Here is a 17,374-nt window from a genome sequence, read left to right on the forward strand (position 1 = left end):
CATTAGCAGAAAACGGGTTTCTCGGAGAAACCCGTTTTCTGTGCGTTACTCAACGGATTTAGTATGATTTAAAAGTTGCCATTGGATAAAAAAAATCAATGAATAGAAACATGGACTAAAAATAAACGGCTCTACCGAACCTGTCATGTAAAACTATTAACAACTTATGCTTGTAAAGCTTGTATAGTAAAGCTTTGAATTTTTGTTAGATTGATATTTATCAACTTTAGAGCATTGCTGGACAGAGAGGGAGCTTGGGGAATTTTCTACATTGTAAGTTCGGAAGAACCAAATAAACCCCCCTCAACTGGCTAATTAAAGGGGCATTTATTGTATTTTTTGTGAGCAATTTAGCCAACTTTTGTGGTTTCTTTTTCGGCTGATTTGGATGGCTTCAGTTTGCGCTTGAGGGTTGAAGCTGCGCCGAGAGTACCGAGAACTCCAAGACCAAAGAGGGAGGAGGGTTCAGGTACTTGTTGTGCTGTTTGCGCTGTCCCAAAAGTTACGGGGAAAGATACTGAAGCAAGAACATTTGGTGATGTACCGACGGCGATTTCAAAACCAGGACTATTATCAGAACCAATTGAATAAAATGGATCACTGAAACCCGTGGACGAGTTCACAAACAGTAAAAAAGCCAGGTTACTCCCATTAGCATTAGCTGTATTAAAAGTTAACGTTGAAGATGTGGCATTAACCAAAAATTGCCCTGTTCCGGTAATATTAGAAGTGTCTGCAGCATCTAAAGTAAAAGAATTAGTATTAACCGTCAAGGTAAGGTTAACGTTGGTAAAGGGATTGGGATTACCAGTGACATCGATAGTATAGCTACCTATTGCCACATCTACGGTTCCCACTAAAGAAGCGTTATTACCTGATTGACTCCAACTGCGGTTAACAGTAAAAGTAACGGCCTTTGCTGCCACAGGAGTGAGCATAGCGGCGAGAGAAGTTGCGCCAGCTAAAGCTAGGGTGGGAATTAATCGGTTTTTAATCATCTTGATTGAGCAAACGGGTGAATAGAGGCAACTATCGTCTTCCTCGCAGCTTGGTCAAGCAACAGCCCAACCCAAGACCAAAGGAGGACAGTGATAAAGATACACATTCCCCCCCCCACAAATGTATCAAAAGTTACAATTTAATAAATCTTTACATTTTTCTCCTCGACTAGCGACTCATACTAAATTCGTTGAATATAGGCTACATATCAGGACAGACAAAAGGGTGAATAAATAATCAGTTTTTAATAACCGGATTTAGTATTAAGTAAGTGGTTTTAATTAAATTGAAGATAGATTTTGTCTTTGATCCCCCCTTGATAAGAGGGGTGTCTGATGATTTTTAACGCCTACCTACTTAAGACTTGTTCTAAGCTTAACCTGCTTTTTGCCTTACTCAAATTGGCCAAGTAAAAGACTCATTTCGTTAACCACATTCTCACTTGCCTTTAACGCTTCTTTTCTAATTGCTTGAATTTCGGCCATACTTTTGGCGAGTCTCTGCTGTTCAGATTTGGGTGGAATAGGCACTAAAACTTTAGACAAATCATCTACTAAAATAGTAGGAATAGCATGACCTGTCATGTACCTTTTAATCTGACGCAAAAAAAAGTCTGTTCGCATATATACTAATAAAAACAAAGGCTCGACTCCCTGAATATTTCTTAATACTGAAAATCCATTTGAGCAAATTGCCCCGTCTTCATCTTCCGTGATTAGGGCTGTTGCTTGGCGTGGTGTTCCTGTACTTGCTCCTGAAATTGCTGTAATAATATCACCTTTGTACAATCTATAAGTTGCGCGAGATGGGGCTTCATGTGCCTTAATTATTTGTTGGGAAACAACTTGCATTGTACGATAATCAACATCGGAAATAGCTATATATCTAATTTCACTGTCCCTAGCTAAACGAAAATCAGCCGCAGCTCTCAAAATATCGGCAATTTCAGCTAAAGGTTTCGCCCCAATAGATTTTAGATGTTCTAATAATTTTTGGTCATTGGGTAAATAATGTTCGGCATCCAGTCTCGAATTGAGCAGGGTGTTCTTAACTGTATAAATACAATCGCTGTTTTGTGCAAATTCGCCGTTGATAAATGACGTAAAAGATTGAGAAATATCATTTATATCATCGTCAACTATTGGCAAACCTGATTTTGTTCGGGCTATAACTCCCGACTCGTTGCGCTTATATATTGTTTGTCCTTTAACGTCATAGCCTATTTTTTTGATTTGTGCCATAAAACAAGAATCATTGTCTGCTGGTAATTTTTGAACTACCAAAAGTGATGTTTTGATTCCTGTACCGTATGGCACGAATGCTTCCGGCGGTATGGAAACAACCCCTAATATTTTTGTTTGGGAGCGCAACCAATGGCGAATCGGTCCATTAGAGATATTTTGTAATAAACCATCGGGCAGAATAATCGCCATGCGTCCACCTGCCCGCAATAATTTTATAGATTTCTCAATAAATAAAATATCGGGCGACTGACCCGCTAAAATGGTTGGGGAAACTTCCCACCCATTGGACGCTGATTTATGCCATTTACGGGCAAGAAGATATGATTGAAGAATTTTCTGGTCTTCTACTTTGCCTTTATTTCCGAAAGGAGGATTGGTCAAGATAACATCAAAGGAATTATTTAATTTTTCATCTTCGATAAGCGCATTAGTGCAGATAATTTCTGAACCTGTGCCACCTTCAAAAACTAAACGAATCATTCCCGAAAGGGCGACATCGGGATTAAATTCAATTCCTGTAATACTTTCTTGCACAAAACTTGCTATATTAAACTCCGGGTTATTTTGTCGAACATGGTTTATTGCTTGAATTAAGAAACCACCACTTCCACAAGCAGGATCTATAATTTTTTCGTTTGGTTTGGGGTCTATCATTTCAACCGCAAGGCGGACAATTGGGTGAGGGGTAAAAAATTCTCCCCTATCTCCACGCTGGTGTCTATTTACAAAAGTCTGAAAGGCTTCACCTTTTATATCCCCAGATGTTTTAGTTAAATTAATGTACTGTAACCTGCCTACAATATAAGCAAGAGTCAAAGGTTTTAACTTGAATGTGTCATCGGTGAAAAATCCCCGATAATGATTTTTGATGGAGGTAAATAATTGACTGAGACGCGACATAAATTCATCGGACTTATTGGCGACGATGGCTTTATATTCATTTGCTGTAACGCCAAAATTTACAGATTGCTTGGCAGATTTTTCATCATGAAGTTTGATGATGATTAGTTTAACCATCTCGTGAAAAATCTTGTCTTTGAGCATTCCTTCGTTGGCGTAAATATAATTATGGCACTCTTCAAAAACTGCGGAAAGATTGTTAGAAGGTCGTAATTCCTGAATTTGCGGGAGTTTTTCAGGTAACAGACTATCTTCGGAAAATAACAATCCTTGCTCTTTCATTTTTCGAGTTTGATTTGAATGTTTTCTGTTGCGGGTTGTTGAATAGATAGAATATTTTTAGTCTTGACTCCTAGCAAACCAGTTTTTTAGTGGACAGAGATCATCACCATCTTGATTAAACAAGAACTTGCCCCTATACCTAATTATAGAATCTAAATTGGAGTATGTCAAGAGATAAAAAATTCAGTTTAATGTTAACCAAAGTGAGTAAAAAAAGCTGAGAGATTGTTGATGACAGAAATTCGGAGCATCTTTCAATTTGATAACGCCAATTATTCAGCCTTTTGATCAGGTGGGTGACACTCACCTGACTTATTTTTAGCTATACATTAAAACGGAATAGTAAAACATCACCTTCTTGAACAATGTATTCCTTGCCTTCACTTCTGACTAAACCTTTTTCTTTGGCCGCGCTCATTGTGCCACTATTAACTAAATCCTGATAAGACACGGTTTCTGCACGAATAAAACCCCGTTCAAAATCCGAGTGAATAACTCCGGCTGCTTGGGGTGCTTTCATACCAGAAATAATCGTCCATGCGCGGGTTTCTTGGGGACCAGTGGTGAGATAGGTACGCAGTCCTAATAACTCGTAGGTAGCTTGAATTAAAGATTTTAATCCCCCTTCTTCTACTCCTAAAGAACCGAGAAAATCTTTTCTTTCTTCTTCTGACAATTCCACTAATTCCGATTCCACTTGAGCAGAAACGATCACAACTTTGGCCTGTTCCTGTTGGGCAATTTGACGGACACTTTCTACCCAATCATTACCCGTGGCTAGATCATCTTCGCTAACATTAGCGGCATAAATAATCGGTTTCCGACTCAATAAACCGAGATTTTTAATTAATTCTTCTTCCTCTTTGCTTAAATCCACTTTTCGCGCCGAAATACCGTCATTAAGACAAATTAGGATTTTTTCAAGGATAGCTAATTCTTCGGCGGCTTCCTTGCTATTTTTCGCCTGTTTGCGTAAACGTTCCACCCGCTTCTCCACCTGTCCCAAATCCGCCAGAGCTAACTCTAGATTAATCACCTCGATATCCCGGGCCGGATCCACAGAACCGGAAACATGAATAATATCATCATTATCAAAACAGCGCACCACATGAACGATCGCGTCCACTTCCCGGATATTAGCCAAAAATTGATTACCCAATCCTTCCCCCCGACTCGCACCCTTGACTAATCCAGCAATATCGACAAATTCAATCCGCGTCGGCACGATTTTCTCGGAATTAGAGATTTTAGCCAAAACCTCCAGACGTTCATCGGGGACGGATACCACACCCACATTCGGTTCAATGGTACAAAAGGGGAAATTAGCGGCCTCAGCCTTGGCATTAGCCACGAGAGCGTTAAATAGGGTCGATTTCCCCACATTTGGCAGTCCCACGATTCCAGCTTTTAACATAAAAATTGCTTAATAAACATCATCCCGACCTCTCACTATATCAGGCAGCCTCTCGTTTTTGTAAATCCGGTTGAGGAGCAAGGCTGTGGATAGTTAACCGCTTAGTTAGGGTTTGCTGAAAAAATTTTTCCTGGAGGTAGGAGACTCCGATTCAGGATTCAGGAGACTCCGATTCAGGAGACAGGAGATTATTTTTATTTATTCTCCCCATTTCCCCATTTCCCCATTTCCCCATTTCCCCATTTCCCCATTTCCCCACACCCACGAAAAACTTATTTAGCAAACCCTAGTTAACATTTATTCAAGTTCCTTAACTAAAAGTAGGCAAGACTTTACAAGAGATTGCGAGAATGGGATGTAATGCTTGAGACTGAGTTAGGGTGAAGAGTAAGAAAGAATACACCTGTAGCACTGGGCAAAATTATGGCAAGACAGGCCTTTCACTTCTAAATACGTCCTGAGAGTAATTTTCAGTGCTATGACAGTATATTTCCTAGGGCGATCGAGTGTAAATATCGTCCAATCGCCACAACTAATCACTAAATCATTGTTGGGGGTATCTGTATGAATCAAAGTATCGGAGCAAACACCCGTAATGTGGCCCTTGTCGGCCCCTACTCCAGTGGAAAAACCTCCTTACTGGAAAGTTTACTTTTCGTAACAGGAGCGATCACCAGAAAAGGCAAAATCAGCGATGGCAATACCGTCGGTGATAGTTCCACCCAAGCGCGGGATCGACAGATGAGTGTAGAAGTTTCCGTTGCCCATAGTCAATACCAAGACCTAAATTTTACCTTTCTCGATTGCCCCGGTTCGATCGAATTTGCCAGTGAAACCTATAATGCCCTCGTCGGGGCCGGTGCTGCTATTATCGTTTGTGAACCGGTAGTCGATCGAGTTCTCACCCTAGCTCCCTTGTTAAAATTCCTCGATGATTGGGAAATTCCGCATCTAATCTTCATCAACAAGATGGATCGCTGTAATAGTCACTTTAACGAAGTCCTACAAGCTCTCAAATCCGTTTCTAGTCGTCCCCTCGTTCCCCAGCAATATCCTATCCGTCAGAACAACGAAATTATCGGATTCATCGATTTAATCAACGAACAGGCTTATCATTACCATGCTAACAGTCCCGCCGATCCTGTAGCTTTACCCGATCACCTCAAGGAAGAAGAACAGATTGCTCGACAAGAAATGCTAGAAACGATCGCCGAATTTGACGATCATCTTTTAGAAGAACTCCTCGAAGATATTAACCCCTCCCGGGAAGAAATTCTCCAAGACTTAAAACAAGAACTGGGAGCCGATCAGATAGTACCCGTGTTCTTCGGTATGGCGGAACGGGATTATGGTGTGCGTCATCTCCTTACCGCTTTAGTGGAAGAAGCACCGGCCCCGACAATTACCGCCAATCGTCGCGGTCTCGATCCCAGTGCGGATGGAGATGCAGTGGTACAAATCCTCAAAACCTATTTTACTCCCCAGGGCGGTCGCCTCTCCCTAGGGCGAATTTGGCAGGGAACCCTTAGCGATGGCATGGCCTTGAACGGTGTGCGGATTGGTGGTATCTATCGTCTCATGGGACAACAACAGCAACCCCTACAGCAGGCCCAAGCGGGGGAAATTGTCGCTCTTGGTCGTTTGGAAGGAATCGCCACCGGAGACGTGGTTAGCAGCGGCAGTCAAAAACCCGCTCTTCCCAAAGGATTACAGCTTAAACCCGTCTTTGCTCTCGCTATTGCCGCCGCAAATCGCAAGGATGAAGTTAAATTAAGTTCAGCTTTGACGAAACTGATCGAAGAAGATCCCTCCCTCCACTGGGAACAACACGGCGATACTAAAGAAGTGATTCTTTGGGGACAGGGAGAAATTCATCTGCAAGTGGCCCTCGATCGCCTAGCGCGCAAGTATAATCTACCGATGACCACACATCTACCCCAAGTTCCCTACAAGGAAACGATCAAAACCAGTACCAAATCCCACGGACGTTATAAACACCAAACTGGCGGCCACGGTGCTTTTGGCGATGTGTATCTCGATATTAAACCCTTACCCCGGGGGGAAGGTTTCCAATTCCATGAAACCATTGTCGGTGGTGTTGTCCCCAAACAGTATATCCCCGGGGTGGAAACGGGAGTGCGGGAATATCTCGGTCATGGTCCTTTGGGTTTCCCCGTGGTGGATATTGATGTCACCCTCACCGATGGTTCCTATCACAGTGTCGATAGTTCCGAACAAGCTTTTAAACAAGCGGCCCGTCTAGCGATGACGGAAGGACTGCCTAAATGTCATCCGGTCTTATTAGAACCAATTCTATCGGTGATGGTTCTCGCTCCCTCGGAATACACCGCCAAGGTTTTACAGTTAATCAGTGGTAAACGCGGTCAAATTCAGGGTTTTGAAGCTTCTGAGGAGTGGAAAGGTTGGGATCAGATAACGACCTATCTCCCCCAAGCGGAAATGCACGATTTCATCGTTGATTTGCGTTCTTTGACTATGGGGGTTGGTTTCTTCCAGTGGGATGAGGATCACCTGCAAGAAGTGCCAGATAAACTGCGCGATGCGGTTTTAGCTATGCAGGGTAACGGTAACAGGTAAAGTATTCTTGGCTGTCACTAAAGTAGAGCGATAAATTACCGAGAGATGGGCTTTTATTGGCTCATCTCTCCCTTTTTTGGCAAAAAATGACAGAAGGGTTCGATAAGATTATCCTAGTGCTATACTGCCCCAAATTAGTCTCGGAATTCTCAACTTAACGCCATGAATTTATCTAACCTGATCTTAGTCGCTCTCGCTGCGGGAATTGTTTTCGGTGCGCTGCTGAATGGTTTTTTTCCTGCGCTAATCCTACCTTTAGATGACTATATTCTCGCGCCAGTGGGACAGGTTTTTCTGCGCTTAATTCAATTTGTGGTGGTTCCGATCGTTTTTTCTTCCCTTATTTTAGGATTAACCCGGGTACAGAATGCGGCGCGGATCGGTAGATATTTACTCAGATTGATGACTGGCTATCTGCTAACCAGTACACTTGCTCTGTTAATTGGCATGGCGACGGCGTTGCTATTAAAACCGGGGATAGGTTTAGAGGGATTTGCCACTAATGCGGCCATGACCACCAATACACCAGTATCCTTGAGAGATTGGCTGATTAGCTTAATCCCGGTTAATCCCCTAGAAGCTCTTACTGGGGGCAATCTTTTACAGGTAATCGTGACGGGAGTTTTATTTAGTATCGGCATCGGACTGGCCAAAGAGGGGGCAAAACCTTTTATTCTCTTGATAGACAGTCTTTATCTAATCAGCGAGAGAATCCTATCGGTGATTCTTTATCTAGCACCTGTGGGGGTATTTGCTCTGATTGCTTCGGTTATCGCCACCCAGGGATTAGAATTAGTGGCGAGACTTTTTTTCTATGTTTTTGGTCTGTTTTTGGCCAGCACCTTGATGATTGGGGTGTATGTTTTGCTCCTTTTTGCCCTCAAAGGAGAACCTCGACGCTTTTTTAGCTCTTTATCGGAATCTTTATCCTTAGCTTTCGGTACTGCTAGTTCTAACGCCGCTTTACCGGTAGTTTTGCGGGAAATTCAAGAATACGGTTTACCCGAAGATATCGCCAGTTTCGCTATTCCCTTGGGAACGGTACTAAAACGCGATGGTTCGGCAATTTTACAGGGATTTAATGCTCTTTTTATCGCTCAGGTTTACGGAGTTCCTTTAAGTCCCTCTTTGTTATTAGCGATCGCATTGAGTGGTTTACTGGTTTCTTTTAGTACCCCTGGAGTCCCCGGCAGCGCATTAATTACCATGACTACCGTATTATCGGCAGCGGGTTTACCATTAGAAGGGGTTGCTTTGGTTGCAGGGGTTGATCGCTTGACCGATGGCTTTAAAACCGTATTAAATGTGATCGGTAATACGGTTAATGCCATTCTGCTCAATTACTGGGAATTGGGAGAAAAGGAAGAATCCCTAGAATCAAAAAACTAGCCTGATCGTTCTTTGGTTCCTCTCCGATGAAGTTTGCCTTGCTGGTAGGTGTTCTTCTCTGTACTATCGAGACAGTGGAGACGGAGGTTAGAAAAATTATCAAGAAAAATTCTGCTATATTATCTGCTAACTCTCTAACAAACCCGATTAGTTTAATAATCTCTTCTGGGTGTCTGAGAAAACAAATAGTTGATCTCTTTAAAGATGGTTTTAGGGAGATATTTAGTAACTGTGTGGGGGAATTTGTGGTTAATAAGACTAAATCGAGGCTTAAAAGCGAAAAATCAGCTAAATTAGCGGCTAAACCTGTTAAAAAGCGGCGATTATCCGGTAAATGGTTCTTGACAGCCCTAGGTTTAACTGGCTGCGCCCTAGTTTCCGCCACAGCGGGCGCTATGTTGGCCGTGTCTCTCTCCTCCACACCTTTGCGACAAGCTGCCCTTAGTCCCGAAGAAACCGCCGCTTTTAACAATCAGCAGGCCATATCCTATCAAAATCTGCAACTTCCCGCCCTTAACCGCCCCATTAATATTCTGGTAGTTGGTGCTAAAGTGTTGACATCCGATGTTAAGAAGGCACAAACCCCAGATCTGGGTTATCATGCCCCGGTTAATTCCTTGGATGGTTTAACCGATACCATGCTGTTACTGCGTTTTGACCCCCACAGACAGAAGTTAACCATGCTTTCTATCCCCCGGGATACTCGCACCGATATTGAGGGTTACGGGGATAAAAAAATCAATGAAGCTAACGCCCTCGGTGGACCTGCTTTAACTGCGGAAACGGTTAGTCATCTGTTGGAAGGAGTCGCTATCGATCGCTATGTTCGCATTAATGTGCAGGGTATTGAAAAATTAATTGATGCTCTGGGGGGGGTGACGGTATATGTTCCCAAAGACATGAAGTACAACGATTTTAGTCAACACCTCTTCATTGATCTGAAAAAAGGAGAACAACACCTAAACGGCGAGAAATTCCTCCAGTTTGCCCGTTTTCGCTACGATGCTAACGGCGATATCGGTCGTATCCAACGACAACAGCAATTAATGCGGTCTTTAGTAGAACAAACCCTAAAACCAGCAACTTTACTGAAAATGCCCGATATTATTGAGGTTATCCGCACTCATATCGATACTAATCTCAGTTTAGAGGAGTTACTTGCCCTAGCTGGGTTTGCCTCCAAAACTCAGCGCACTGATGTGCAAATGCTACTTCTACCGGGAGACTTTAATGGTGATGGTCGGCAAGGGATCAGTTATTGGCTACCCAATCAAAGTAAAATTCAAGAGCTAGTGGCTCAACATTTTAACCACGGCTTTTTTATGGCTGATACTGAAGAAACCACGCAACCGACTCGTATAGCTGTGGAAGATAGTATCGATAATCCAGAAGCGGTGCAAACTCTAGTCAGATATCTGCGTTCATTGGGTTATGAAAATGTTTTTGTCTCTAAGTCTTCATCGCCAATTCTAGAAACTACCAAAATTATTGCTCAAAAAGGAGATAATTCCCTCGCTGCTGACCTGCATAATAGTCTTGGTGTCGGAGAAGTTTTGGTGGAAAGTACGGGGAATCTCGCTTCTGATGTGACGATTAAAATCGGTCAAGATTGGCCAGAAAAGTCAGCTAATCTTTCTGAGTCATCCCTAGGCAACTAAGAAAAAAATCAAGTTTATCTGGGTTATTTATTAGCCAAAATTTCACAAAAATATTGGCGTAGAAGTGGCAAGTTCTACGATTAATTCCGGCACGCTTTCTACATAATCATCTTCACTAATGCTTGATTATCCACCGGTTTCTATTCTTAATAAAGCATCTGGGTAATGATTTGGTAGTAGTGGTGAGCCATGTTGTTTACCTGGTATGAATTGTGTAAAATATTTATGAATAAAAATAATTGGGGTTCTTCGGTTTGTCTTATGCAATGGACGGGGGTTATAAGGGATGAAACCCTTATATAGAAAGGCATTTGGCGATTTTTGTCAATTGCTTTTGATCTAAAGCGAACTAATCAATTAAATTCCTTGCCAGATAAGGATTTAGTCGATTTATGCCCCCTATCGAACCATACCAAGTAACGAAGAGCCATAATTGGCTCGAATCAGTCTTTAAACCTCTAGCTTGATCATGACTTTTCTGATAAATATCTTTTTCTGGCTCCTGTCTGGCTTACTCAAATATCAGTCTAGCACCGAACAAAATACCCCCCTAGTTCACCTCTATTCCCCTGTCGAAGTGTGGTCGTCAGCTGACAGGGGGACAAGCAAGCTGAAAAGCTTATGTAGCATGGAATACAGACACAGACTCCAAAAAAAGATAGGTCACATTTACTAGATATGACCTAGATAACGAAAATGATAAGTGAACTATACCAGAAAGTCTTAGAGAATGAACTGGGACGAGCCAGATATCTACTGTTGTTAATGATAGTTGGAACCTTGCAAATACTAAAGCAAGTCAAGTTAGAGATATTAGCAGAAGCACTGCCAATACCGATTCTGTTTGAGAGTCGGAGAAAAAAACTAAAAAGATTTTAAAAGCTGGAAATTCTCAACATTGAAAAAATCTGGTTTCTCTGCCTAAAAGAGATGTTAAAACAGCAGGAGAGGTTCACAATAAAAGGATTAGTATATATTGCTATAGATCGAACGAATTTGGTGGCAATAAATATCTTGATGGTGAGTCTAATTTATGACGAGAGAGCCGTGGCAATCTATTGGGAGATATTGGATAAAAAAGGAAGTAGTAATCTCGAAGAACAGCTAGGAGATAGAGAATTTTGCTCGGTCAGTCTTGGAAAGTGTCTTCAGAAGCAGAGTTTATACTTTTGTTTAAGACAAAAAAAAGTACAAATGTGAAGACAAAAGAAGGAATTTATCAAGAAATGAGAGAGTTAGGTTTAAGTCCAGGAACTCAACTATTTTTGAAGGATGTCAATATTACAAAATAGCAGGGATTTGGACAGTTTAACTTAGCTGATAAGTGGAAAAAAATCGGGATTTTCAAACAAAAAAACCTTGGTATATTCTGACGAATTTGGGAGATTTACAGACGGCAATAATTGCCCATCAAAAAAAATTGATATTGAGGATATGTTCCGAGATTTTAAGGCGGGAGGCTATAGCTTAGAAGGTTCTCAATTAGCCACGCAATACTTATCAAAGCTGATAATTGTTATAGCTATCGCCTATACAAGTGCCACAATGCAAGGTAAAAAAATTAAGGATATGGGAATCCAAAAATATGTCATGTCACAAGACCTGAAAAAAGATATAAAGGTCAACGCAGACACAGCAGTTTTTATGTGGGTCAACATCTCTATCATTGGCTACAGCTACATCAAATATTCCAAAAAAATATAGAATAGCTAATGCAAATTAGCCGCTATCGGTTGAAGGATTACATCAAAGGAAAAAGAGGTATATCGCTTGCCCTATATACCTTCTAGCTCGCTTGTCCCCCTCTCAGATACCTTTCGACAAAGAATTTCTCGGCTGGTGAGAGACAGTCTATCTTTCTCTAAAAAAATGGAGAATCACGTTGGAGCTGTTTGGTATTTTATCCATGACTACAATGCACAGCAAAGCAAAGGATTAAGCCGCCATCACTACTACCGAATCACCACCACGGCCCTAAGTCCAGTAATAGGTTATGACAAAGCCTCTGAAGTGGCTCACTATGCTCTCGATCACGACTTAAGCCTTAAAGAAGCTGCTTTGACCTTGGGATACGTCACTGAGTCCGACTTTGATCGGATCGTTGATCCCCTAAAAATGGTACATCCTTATGTGGCGGTTCAGTCCAAAACTTAAACACTTTTTCGATTGTAACAACCGCCCAGGCAGTTAGAACATTTATAATCTCCGAAACCCTTTCAGGTTGTACTTTTGACTTCTGAATTGCGCTATAATCCAATGGCTAGAACACTTTCACCCTCTCAAGTAGTCGGACATAAATTCTGTTGTCTATCTTAAGAAATGTAAATTGCCGCAATTCTTACTGACTCCTTACCCCACAGTTAACTTTACTTTTGTCCAACTACTTAGGATATCCCTTAAATTCGGAGAATGAACCGATGACTGTCTCGAAGCGCAATATTGATCTTCTTCACGATCCTACTCTCAACAAATCCACTGCTTATACCGAAGCTGAACGCCAAGCCTTGGGATTAGTAGGATTAGTTCCCGATGTGACTGAATCAGAAGATTTGCAATTACAGCGAGTGATGCTCCAGCTAAGTCATAAAACCACAGACTTAGAGCGTTATATTTATCTGGTCAACTTACTAGATCACGATGAAACGCTCTTTTATCGCACGATCATGTCCGATCCCACTCGTTTTTTACCCATTGTCTATGATCCCACCATTGGCGAAGCTTGCCTAAAATTCGGACATATTTTTCGCAGGCCACGGGGAATGTATTTGTCTATAACTCGTCGGGGTCATGTCAAAGAAATTTTGCAAAATTGGCCGGTCAAAGATATACGGTTTATTTGTGTCACTGATGGCGGTCGCATTTTAGGTTTAGGAGACCTGGGAGCCAATGGGATGGGCATTCCTATCGGCAAATTGCAACTTTATACAGCAGCAGCAGGAGTTCCTCCCCAGGGACTTTTACCATTATATTTAGATGCAGGTACTAATAATGAACAGTATTTACACGATCCCCTTTACTTGGGCTTACGCCAAACCCGTCCCACAACAGAAGACTTATTTTCTTTCGTAGATGAATTTGTAGAGGCAGTACAAGAAGTCTTTCCTCTTTGCTGTATCCACTTTGAAGACTGGACAGGTGTAGATGCTGTTCATCTTTTAGAACGTTATCGTAACCGAGTTTCTTGTTATAACGATGATATTCAGGGAACCGCCGCAATTGCTGTCGCCGGTTTAGTGAATGCGATGAAAGTCACTAAGAGCCAATTGCACGACCAACGCATTCTCTTTCTCGGCGCAGGTTCGGCAGGGATTGGTATTGCTGATTTAATTGCTTCAACTATGGTACAAGAGGGACTGACCCTAGAGGAAGCGCGTTCTCGGATTTCTTTATTTGATGTTAATGGATTATTGGAGTCCACTCGTACTGATTTAGTAGATTTCCAACAAGTCTATGCCCATCCTCATCCCCCCAGTAAGAATTTTGTTGAGGTAATCAAGTCTCTTAAACCAACCGCAATTATTGGGGTCAGTACCATTGGGAAAGCTTTCACCCAAGAAGTGGTAGCAACTATGGCTCAGATTAATGAACGTCCCATCATTTTTGCTCTTTCTAACCCGACCGACCATGCTGAATGTACCGCAGAGCAAGCCTATCAGCGGTCTCAGGGTCAGGCACTCTATGCCGCAGGGGTTCAATTCCCTCCTGTTCAATACGAAGGAAAAACTTTTTTACCAGGTCAGGCGAATAACTTCTATATTTTCCCAGCTGTTGGTATGGCAATTTATGCCACTCAGGCGCAACGAGTCACTGACGAGATGTTTATTGAAGCTGCCCGGTCTGTGGCGGATTCAGTCACGACCGAGCAACTCAATCAGGGTTTACTTTATCCTCTCCAAGCTAATATTTTAGAAACGGAAATTAAAACCGCAGTCCGAGTGGCGAAATTAATCTTTGATCGTCATTTAGCACGGGTAGAACAGCCCGATGATTTAGAAGCATTTATTCGTAGCCATGTTTACGAACCAAAATATCAAACCTTAGTATGATCGCCAATCTTAACTATGCGATCGCCGTCTCAATTCTGATCACCTAAATCCTTATCTGGCAAGAGACTTAATTGATTAGTTCGCTCCAGATCAAAAACAGTTGACAAAAATCGCTAAATGCCTTTCTAAATAAGGTTTCCAACCCTTATAATCCCCGTCCATTGCATAACACAAACCGAAGAGCCGCATGATTAAGCTTCTGGTTGACGAGAACTTTGATAATACTTAACTGGTGCGTTACGGCGGATTACTAATTTTGGTTTTTCATTCCAAGCTTATCACCGCCTAACGCACCCTACAAAATTGCTGCCGCGTCGACCCCCATTGGTTTCGCGGTAACAGCTACTTTCGCATTGGCTGGGACTGGGTTAAAACAGCCTTGATACACGGTTGGCAACTGATTGATTCGGTTCGTTTTACTCATGTTAAAGATACTCAACCGGCGATGGCATCTCGAAAGCAACATGATGAACGTACCTATCGAATTGAGTTCAAAATACACACGTAAGTAGTCGTGCAAAATTAATTTCCTAGTGAAGATAGGCAAGAGGCAAGAGGCAAGAGGTAAGAGGTGGTCAGATATGTGTAATTAATTTTGCTTAGGTACTTACCAGTATGCCTCTGACTAAGTTTTGTCAGTCAACCAGATCCGAAACCCTGGAACTACCAAGGTTTCGTTAATTTGTTGTTATTTACAAAACTTAACAATACTATCAAGCCTTTATGGGTTAAACTCTACATGTCTCGCCCATCAAAACGAATGAAAAATCCTGCCTGGACATTCACTTCGCGAATCCGAGGTTTGCGCGGGAGAGGACACGACCCTGACAGGGGGACAAGAAGGCTGAAATCCATATATCATAAGCTTTTCATGGTTTTAGCTCAAAAAAGTTCGTCTCACCATCTCTCACTTATTAATAATAATTCCTAGTAAGCTCGCTCCTATCCCTAATTCTTTCGTTAGCTTTTTGCCTAGAATCGCTAGATCTATTTCTGGCGAGAGAAGCCAGAAGCCTTTGTTGGCAAGTTTTCTAGCCCGCTTGTCCCCCTGTCAGGACACGACCAACTCCTCTTACATGAGGTTGCTCTACAAGCAACCGTGGAAAGCTCATTATCATTTAGATCATCTAAAAAGCTTTCAGAATCAGAGAAAAAATCTACACCAGCAGAACGTAAGTCGGAAATACTAGTATTAGCCATTTTTGTTTCGCCTTGAAATAAGTTTCACTTTGAGTGCGATCGCTGATCGCGTAGGGTACGTTAATTAAATGTAACGCACCACCCACGAGATATATTAAAAATAGTCGTAGTGGATTGTTTCAGCTAATTTGGTGCATTAGAAAATTGCTATAGATTTTACAATCTAAGACTTTAAGCCGAAATCTATTGCCCTATTTTAGCTGAAACAGTCCAGTAGGGTGCGTTAGACGGCGACAATCTCTGCTCTTACTTAGGACTAGCAATCCGTCGTAACGCACCACCCACGAGATATATTAAAAATAGTAGGCGTTATTTTTTTATCGTTGGGTTGTAACCAGTAACGTTATGGGTTACACTTAATGGATGATAGTCAGTTTCAAGCATCGAGGACTAGAGCAGTTCTTTGAGTCGGGAACCACCCGAGGCATTCAAGCAAATCATGCCCAACGAATTCGGCTGATTCTGGCTCGTCTCAGTGCTGCAACTTCACCGCAAGACATGAACTTACCCGGATTGGTACTTCATGAACTGGCAGGGCAACGTAAAGGAACCTGGACGGTGAGAGTATCTGGAAACTGGCGGATCACTTTCACCTTTGACGGTGTTGATGCTTGTGATGTCGATCTTGAGGACTACCACTGATGAAAATGCATAATCCACCACATCCTGGTGAAGTGCTTAAAGAACTTTGTCTCGAACCTTTGAATCTGACTGTGACTGAGGCTGCTGAAGCATTGGGTGTAAGTCGAAAAACCCTATCTGCCATCTTAAATGGTAGGGCAGGTATTAGCCCCGAAATGGCAATTCGCTTAGGGAAAGCTTTCGATACATCTCCTGAAAGTTGGCTCAATCAGCAAATGCAATACGATCTATGGCAAGCAGAGCAGACAATTGGCAATATCAAAGTCAAACGGCTATCAGTTGTCTAACCAGGGTTTGCAGCCGACGGACTCAACACCCAAAAATATTGGGAAAAGGTTGATTAGTGGCATACACACAATGGGAGGCTATCAAAATGGCATGGATATTTAGTCTATCGGCAGAATGTGGTTCGGATGAGAGCAACGCCCATAAATTTGCTCAGCATTTTGAGGGAGTATCATGGTTGCTGTCAAATGGTCGCCATTGCCAGTGTCACACAGATATATTCCAAGACATAGAAGAAAATTGGTGGTGTCGTGTTTCACCAAGTAATCTTAGCGAAGTGGGAATAGACAGCCCTGAAAGTGCATATTCAATGACAGAGTTAGGTATCTTACTATATCAGTCCCTACGATTTGCTCCCCCATTCCGTTATGCACTGGTTGGTGTTGAAGTCGATGAATTTAGAACTTACAGCGAGCTTATCGAAGAATCATCTAACTTATCTATCCCAGGACTGGTTTTAGCAAAACCACTCGAACAAGAGCTAGGAATATTGCCAGTATTGCGCCCCTTTAGTTCTAGTTATGTTTGGCAACCCTACGCAGGAGAAGTTTACAATCCGCTTATGGCATCCCAAAACTTAAAAAATAAGCTTAGTGAACTGCTTAAGTTAACCTCACAAGCGAAGACGGTATAACTAGACCGTTAGACTGCTCCCACTGTCAGTACGATCCCCATCGCTGTAGGGTGCGTTCCCTAATGTGGCTCCTACTGCCCCAC

Annotated in this window: 12 protein-coding genes and 4 pseudogenes; 12 read left to right on the forward strand and 4 right to left on the reverse strand. The window is 42.2% G+C overall.

Annotated features, from left to right (window positions below; all coding sequences use genetic code 11):
• Positions 1–350: 350 nt before the first annotated feature.
• The 3 genes from ACE3JL_RS15795 to ychF form a co-directional block, all read right to left on the reverse strand.
• Positions 351–998, reverse strand: a complete 648-nt coding sequence (locus ACE3JL_RS15795; protein ID WP_271989190.1) for a PEP-CTERM sorting domain-containing protein — start codon at positions 996–998, stop codon at positions 351–353.
• 393 nt (positions 999–1,391) lie between these two features.
• Positions 1,392–3,425: an N-6 DNA methylase gene (locus ACE3JL_RS15800; RefSeq protein ID WP_375327895.1), complete on the reverse strand. Its 2,034-nt coding sequence runs from the start codon at positions 3,423–3,425 to the stop codon at positions 1,392–1,394.
• Between the two features lie 322 nt (positions 3,426–3,747).
• Positions 3,748–4,839 (reverse strand): redox-regulated ATPase YchF, encoded by a 1,092-nt coding sequence (gene ychF, locus ACE3JL_RS15805; protein WP_271989192.1) that lies wholly within the window; start codon positions 4,837–4,839, stop codon positions 3,748–3,750.
• A 564-nt stretch (positions 4,840–5,403) separates the two neighbouring features.
• Here ychF and ACE3JL_RS15810 point away from each other — a divergent pair.
• From ACE3JL_RS15810 to ACE3JL_RS15820, 3 genes are all read left to right on the forward strand, one after another.
• Positions 5,404–7,437: an elongation factor G gene (locus ACE3JL_RS15810; protein WP_375327896.1), complete on the forward strand. Its 2,034-nt coding sequence runs from the start codon at positions 5,404–5,406 to the stop codon at positions 7,435–7,437.
• A gap of 162 nt (positions 7,438–7,599) precedes the next feature.
• The gene (locus ACE3JL_RS15815; protein ID WP_375327897.1) at positions 7,600–8,826 is read left to right on the forward strand and encodes a dicarboxylate/amino acid:cation symporter; all 1,227 of its coding nucleotides are present in this window, start codon (positions 7,600–7,602) and stop codon (positions 8,824–8,826) included.
• A gap of 245 nt (positions 8,827–9,071) precedes the next feature.
• Positions 9,072–10,484: an LCP family protein gene (locus ACE3JL_RS15820; protein ID WP_375329618.1), complete on the forward strand. Its 1,413-nt coding sequence runs from the start codon at positions 9,072–9,074 to the stop codon at positions 10,482–10,484.
• 57 nt (positions 10,485–10,541) lie between these two features.
• On the opposite strand, the pseudogene ACE3JL_RS15825 reads toward ACE3JL_RS15820, so the two are convergent.
• A pseudogene (locus ACE3JL_RS15825) lies at positions 10,542–10,646 on the reverse strand (Uma2 family endonuclease); the annotation flags it as partial.
• 99 nt (positions 10,647–10,745) lie between these two features.
• Here ACE3JL_RS15825 and ACE3JL_RS15830 point away from each other — a divergent pair.
• The 9 genes and pseudogenes from ACE3JL_RS15830 to ACE3JL_RS15870 all read left to right on the forward strand — a co-directional run bounded on the left by ACE3JL_RS15830 (position 10,746) and on the right by ACE3JL_RS15870 (position 17,291).
• Positions 10,746–10,951: pseudogene (locus tag ACE3JL_RS15830) on the forward strand (hypothetical protein).
• A 654-nt stretch (positions 10,952–11,605) separates the two neighbouring features.
• Entirely contained in the window at positions 11,606–11,776 is a 171-nt protein-coding gene (locus ACE3JL_RS15835) for a hypothetical protein (RefSeq protein WP_375327898.1), read from the forward strand.
• Between the two features lie 67 nt (positions 11,777–11,843).
• Positions 11,844–12,188 carry a hypothetical protein gene (locus ACE3JL_RS15840; protein WP_375327899.1) on the forward strand — a complete coding sequence of 115 codons (345 nt, stop codon included), beginning with the start codon at positions 11,844–11,846 and terminating at the stop codon, positions 12,186–12,188.
• A gap of 99 nt (positions 12,189–12,287) precedes the next feature.
• A pseudogene (locus ACE3JL_RS15845) lies at positions 12,288–12,404 on the forward strand (IS1 family transposase); the annotation flags it as partial.
• 48 nt (positions 12,405–12,452) lie between these two features.
• Positions 12,453–12,638 (forward strand): annotated as a pseudogene (gene fumC, locus ACE3JL_RS15850) (class II fumarate hydratase); the annotation flags it as partial.
• Positions 12,639–12,901: 263 nt separating this feature from the next.
• Positions 12,902–14,530: an NAD-dependent malic enzyme gene (locus ACE3JL_RS15855; protein WP_375327900.1), complete on the forward strand. Its 1,629-nt coding sequence runs from the start codon at positions 12,902–12,904 to the stop codon at positions 14,528–14,530.
• 1,563 nt (positions 14,531–16,093) lie between these two features.
• Entirely contained in the window at positions 16,094–16,372 is a 279-nt protein-coding gene (locus tag ACE3JL_RS15860) for a type II toxin-antitoxin system RelE/ParE family toxin (protein ID WP_024968549.1), read from the forward strand.
• Positions 16,372–16,659, forward strand: coding sequence for a HigA family addiction module antitoxin (locus tag ACE3JL_RS15865; protein WP_002767514.1), 288 nt, complete (start codon positions 16,372–16,374; stop codon positions 16,657–16,659). Before ACE3JL_RS15860 ends, ACE3JL_RS15865 begins: the two co-directional genes overlap by 1 nt.
• A gap of 86 nt (positions 16,660–16,745) precedes the next feature.
• On the forward strand, positions 16,746–17,291 hold the full coding sequence (locus tag ACE3JL_RS15870) for a hypothetical protein (protein ID WP_375327901.1): 546 nt from the start codon (positions 16,746–16,748) through the stop codon (positions 17,289–17,291).
• Positions 17,292–17,374: the final 83 nt, after the last annotated feature.

This window comes from Microcystis sp. BLCC-F210 (assembly GCF_042134685.1).
GTDB classification, from domain to species: Bacteria; Cyanobacteriota; Cyanobacteriia; order Cyanobacteriales; family Microcystaceae; genus Microcystis; species Microcystis aeruginosa_D.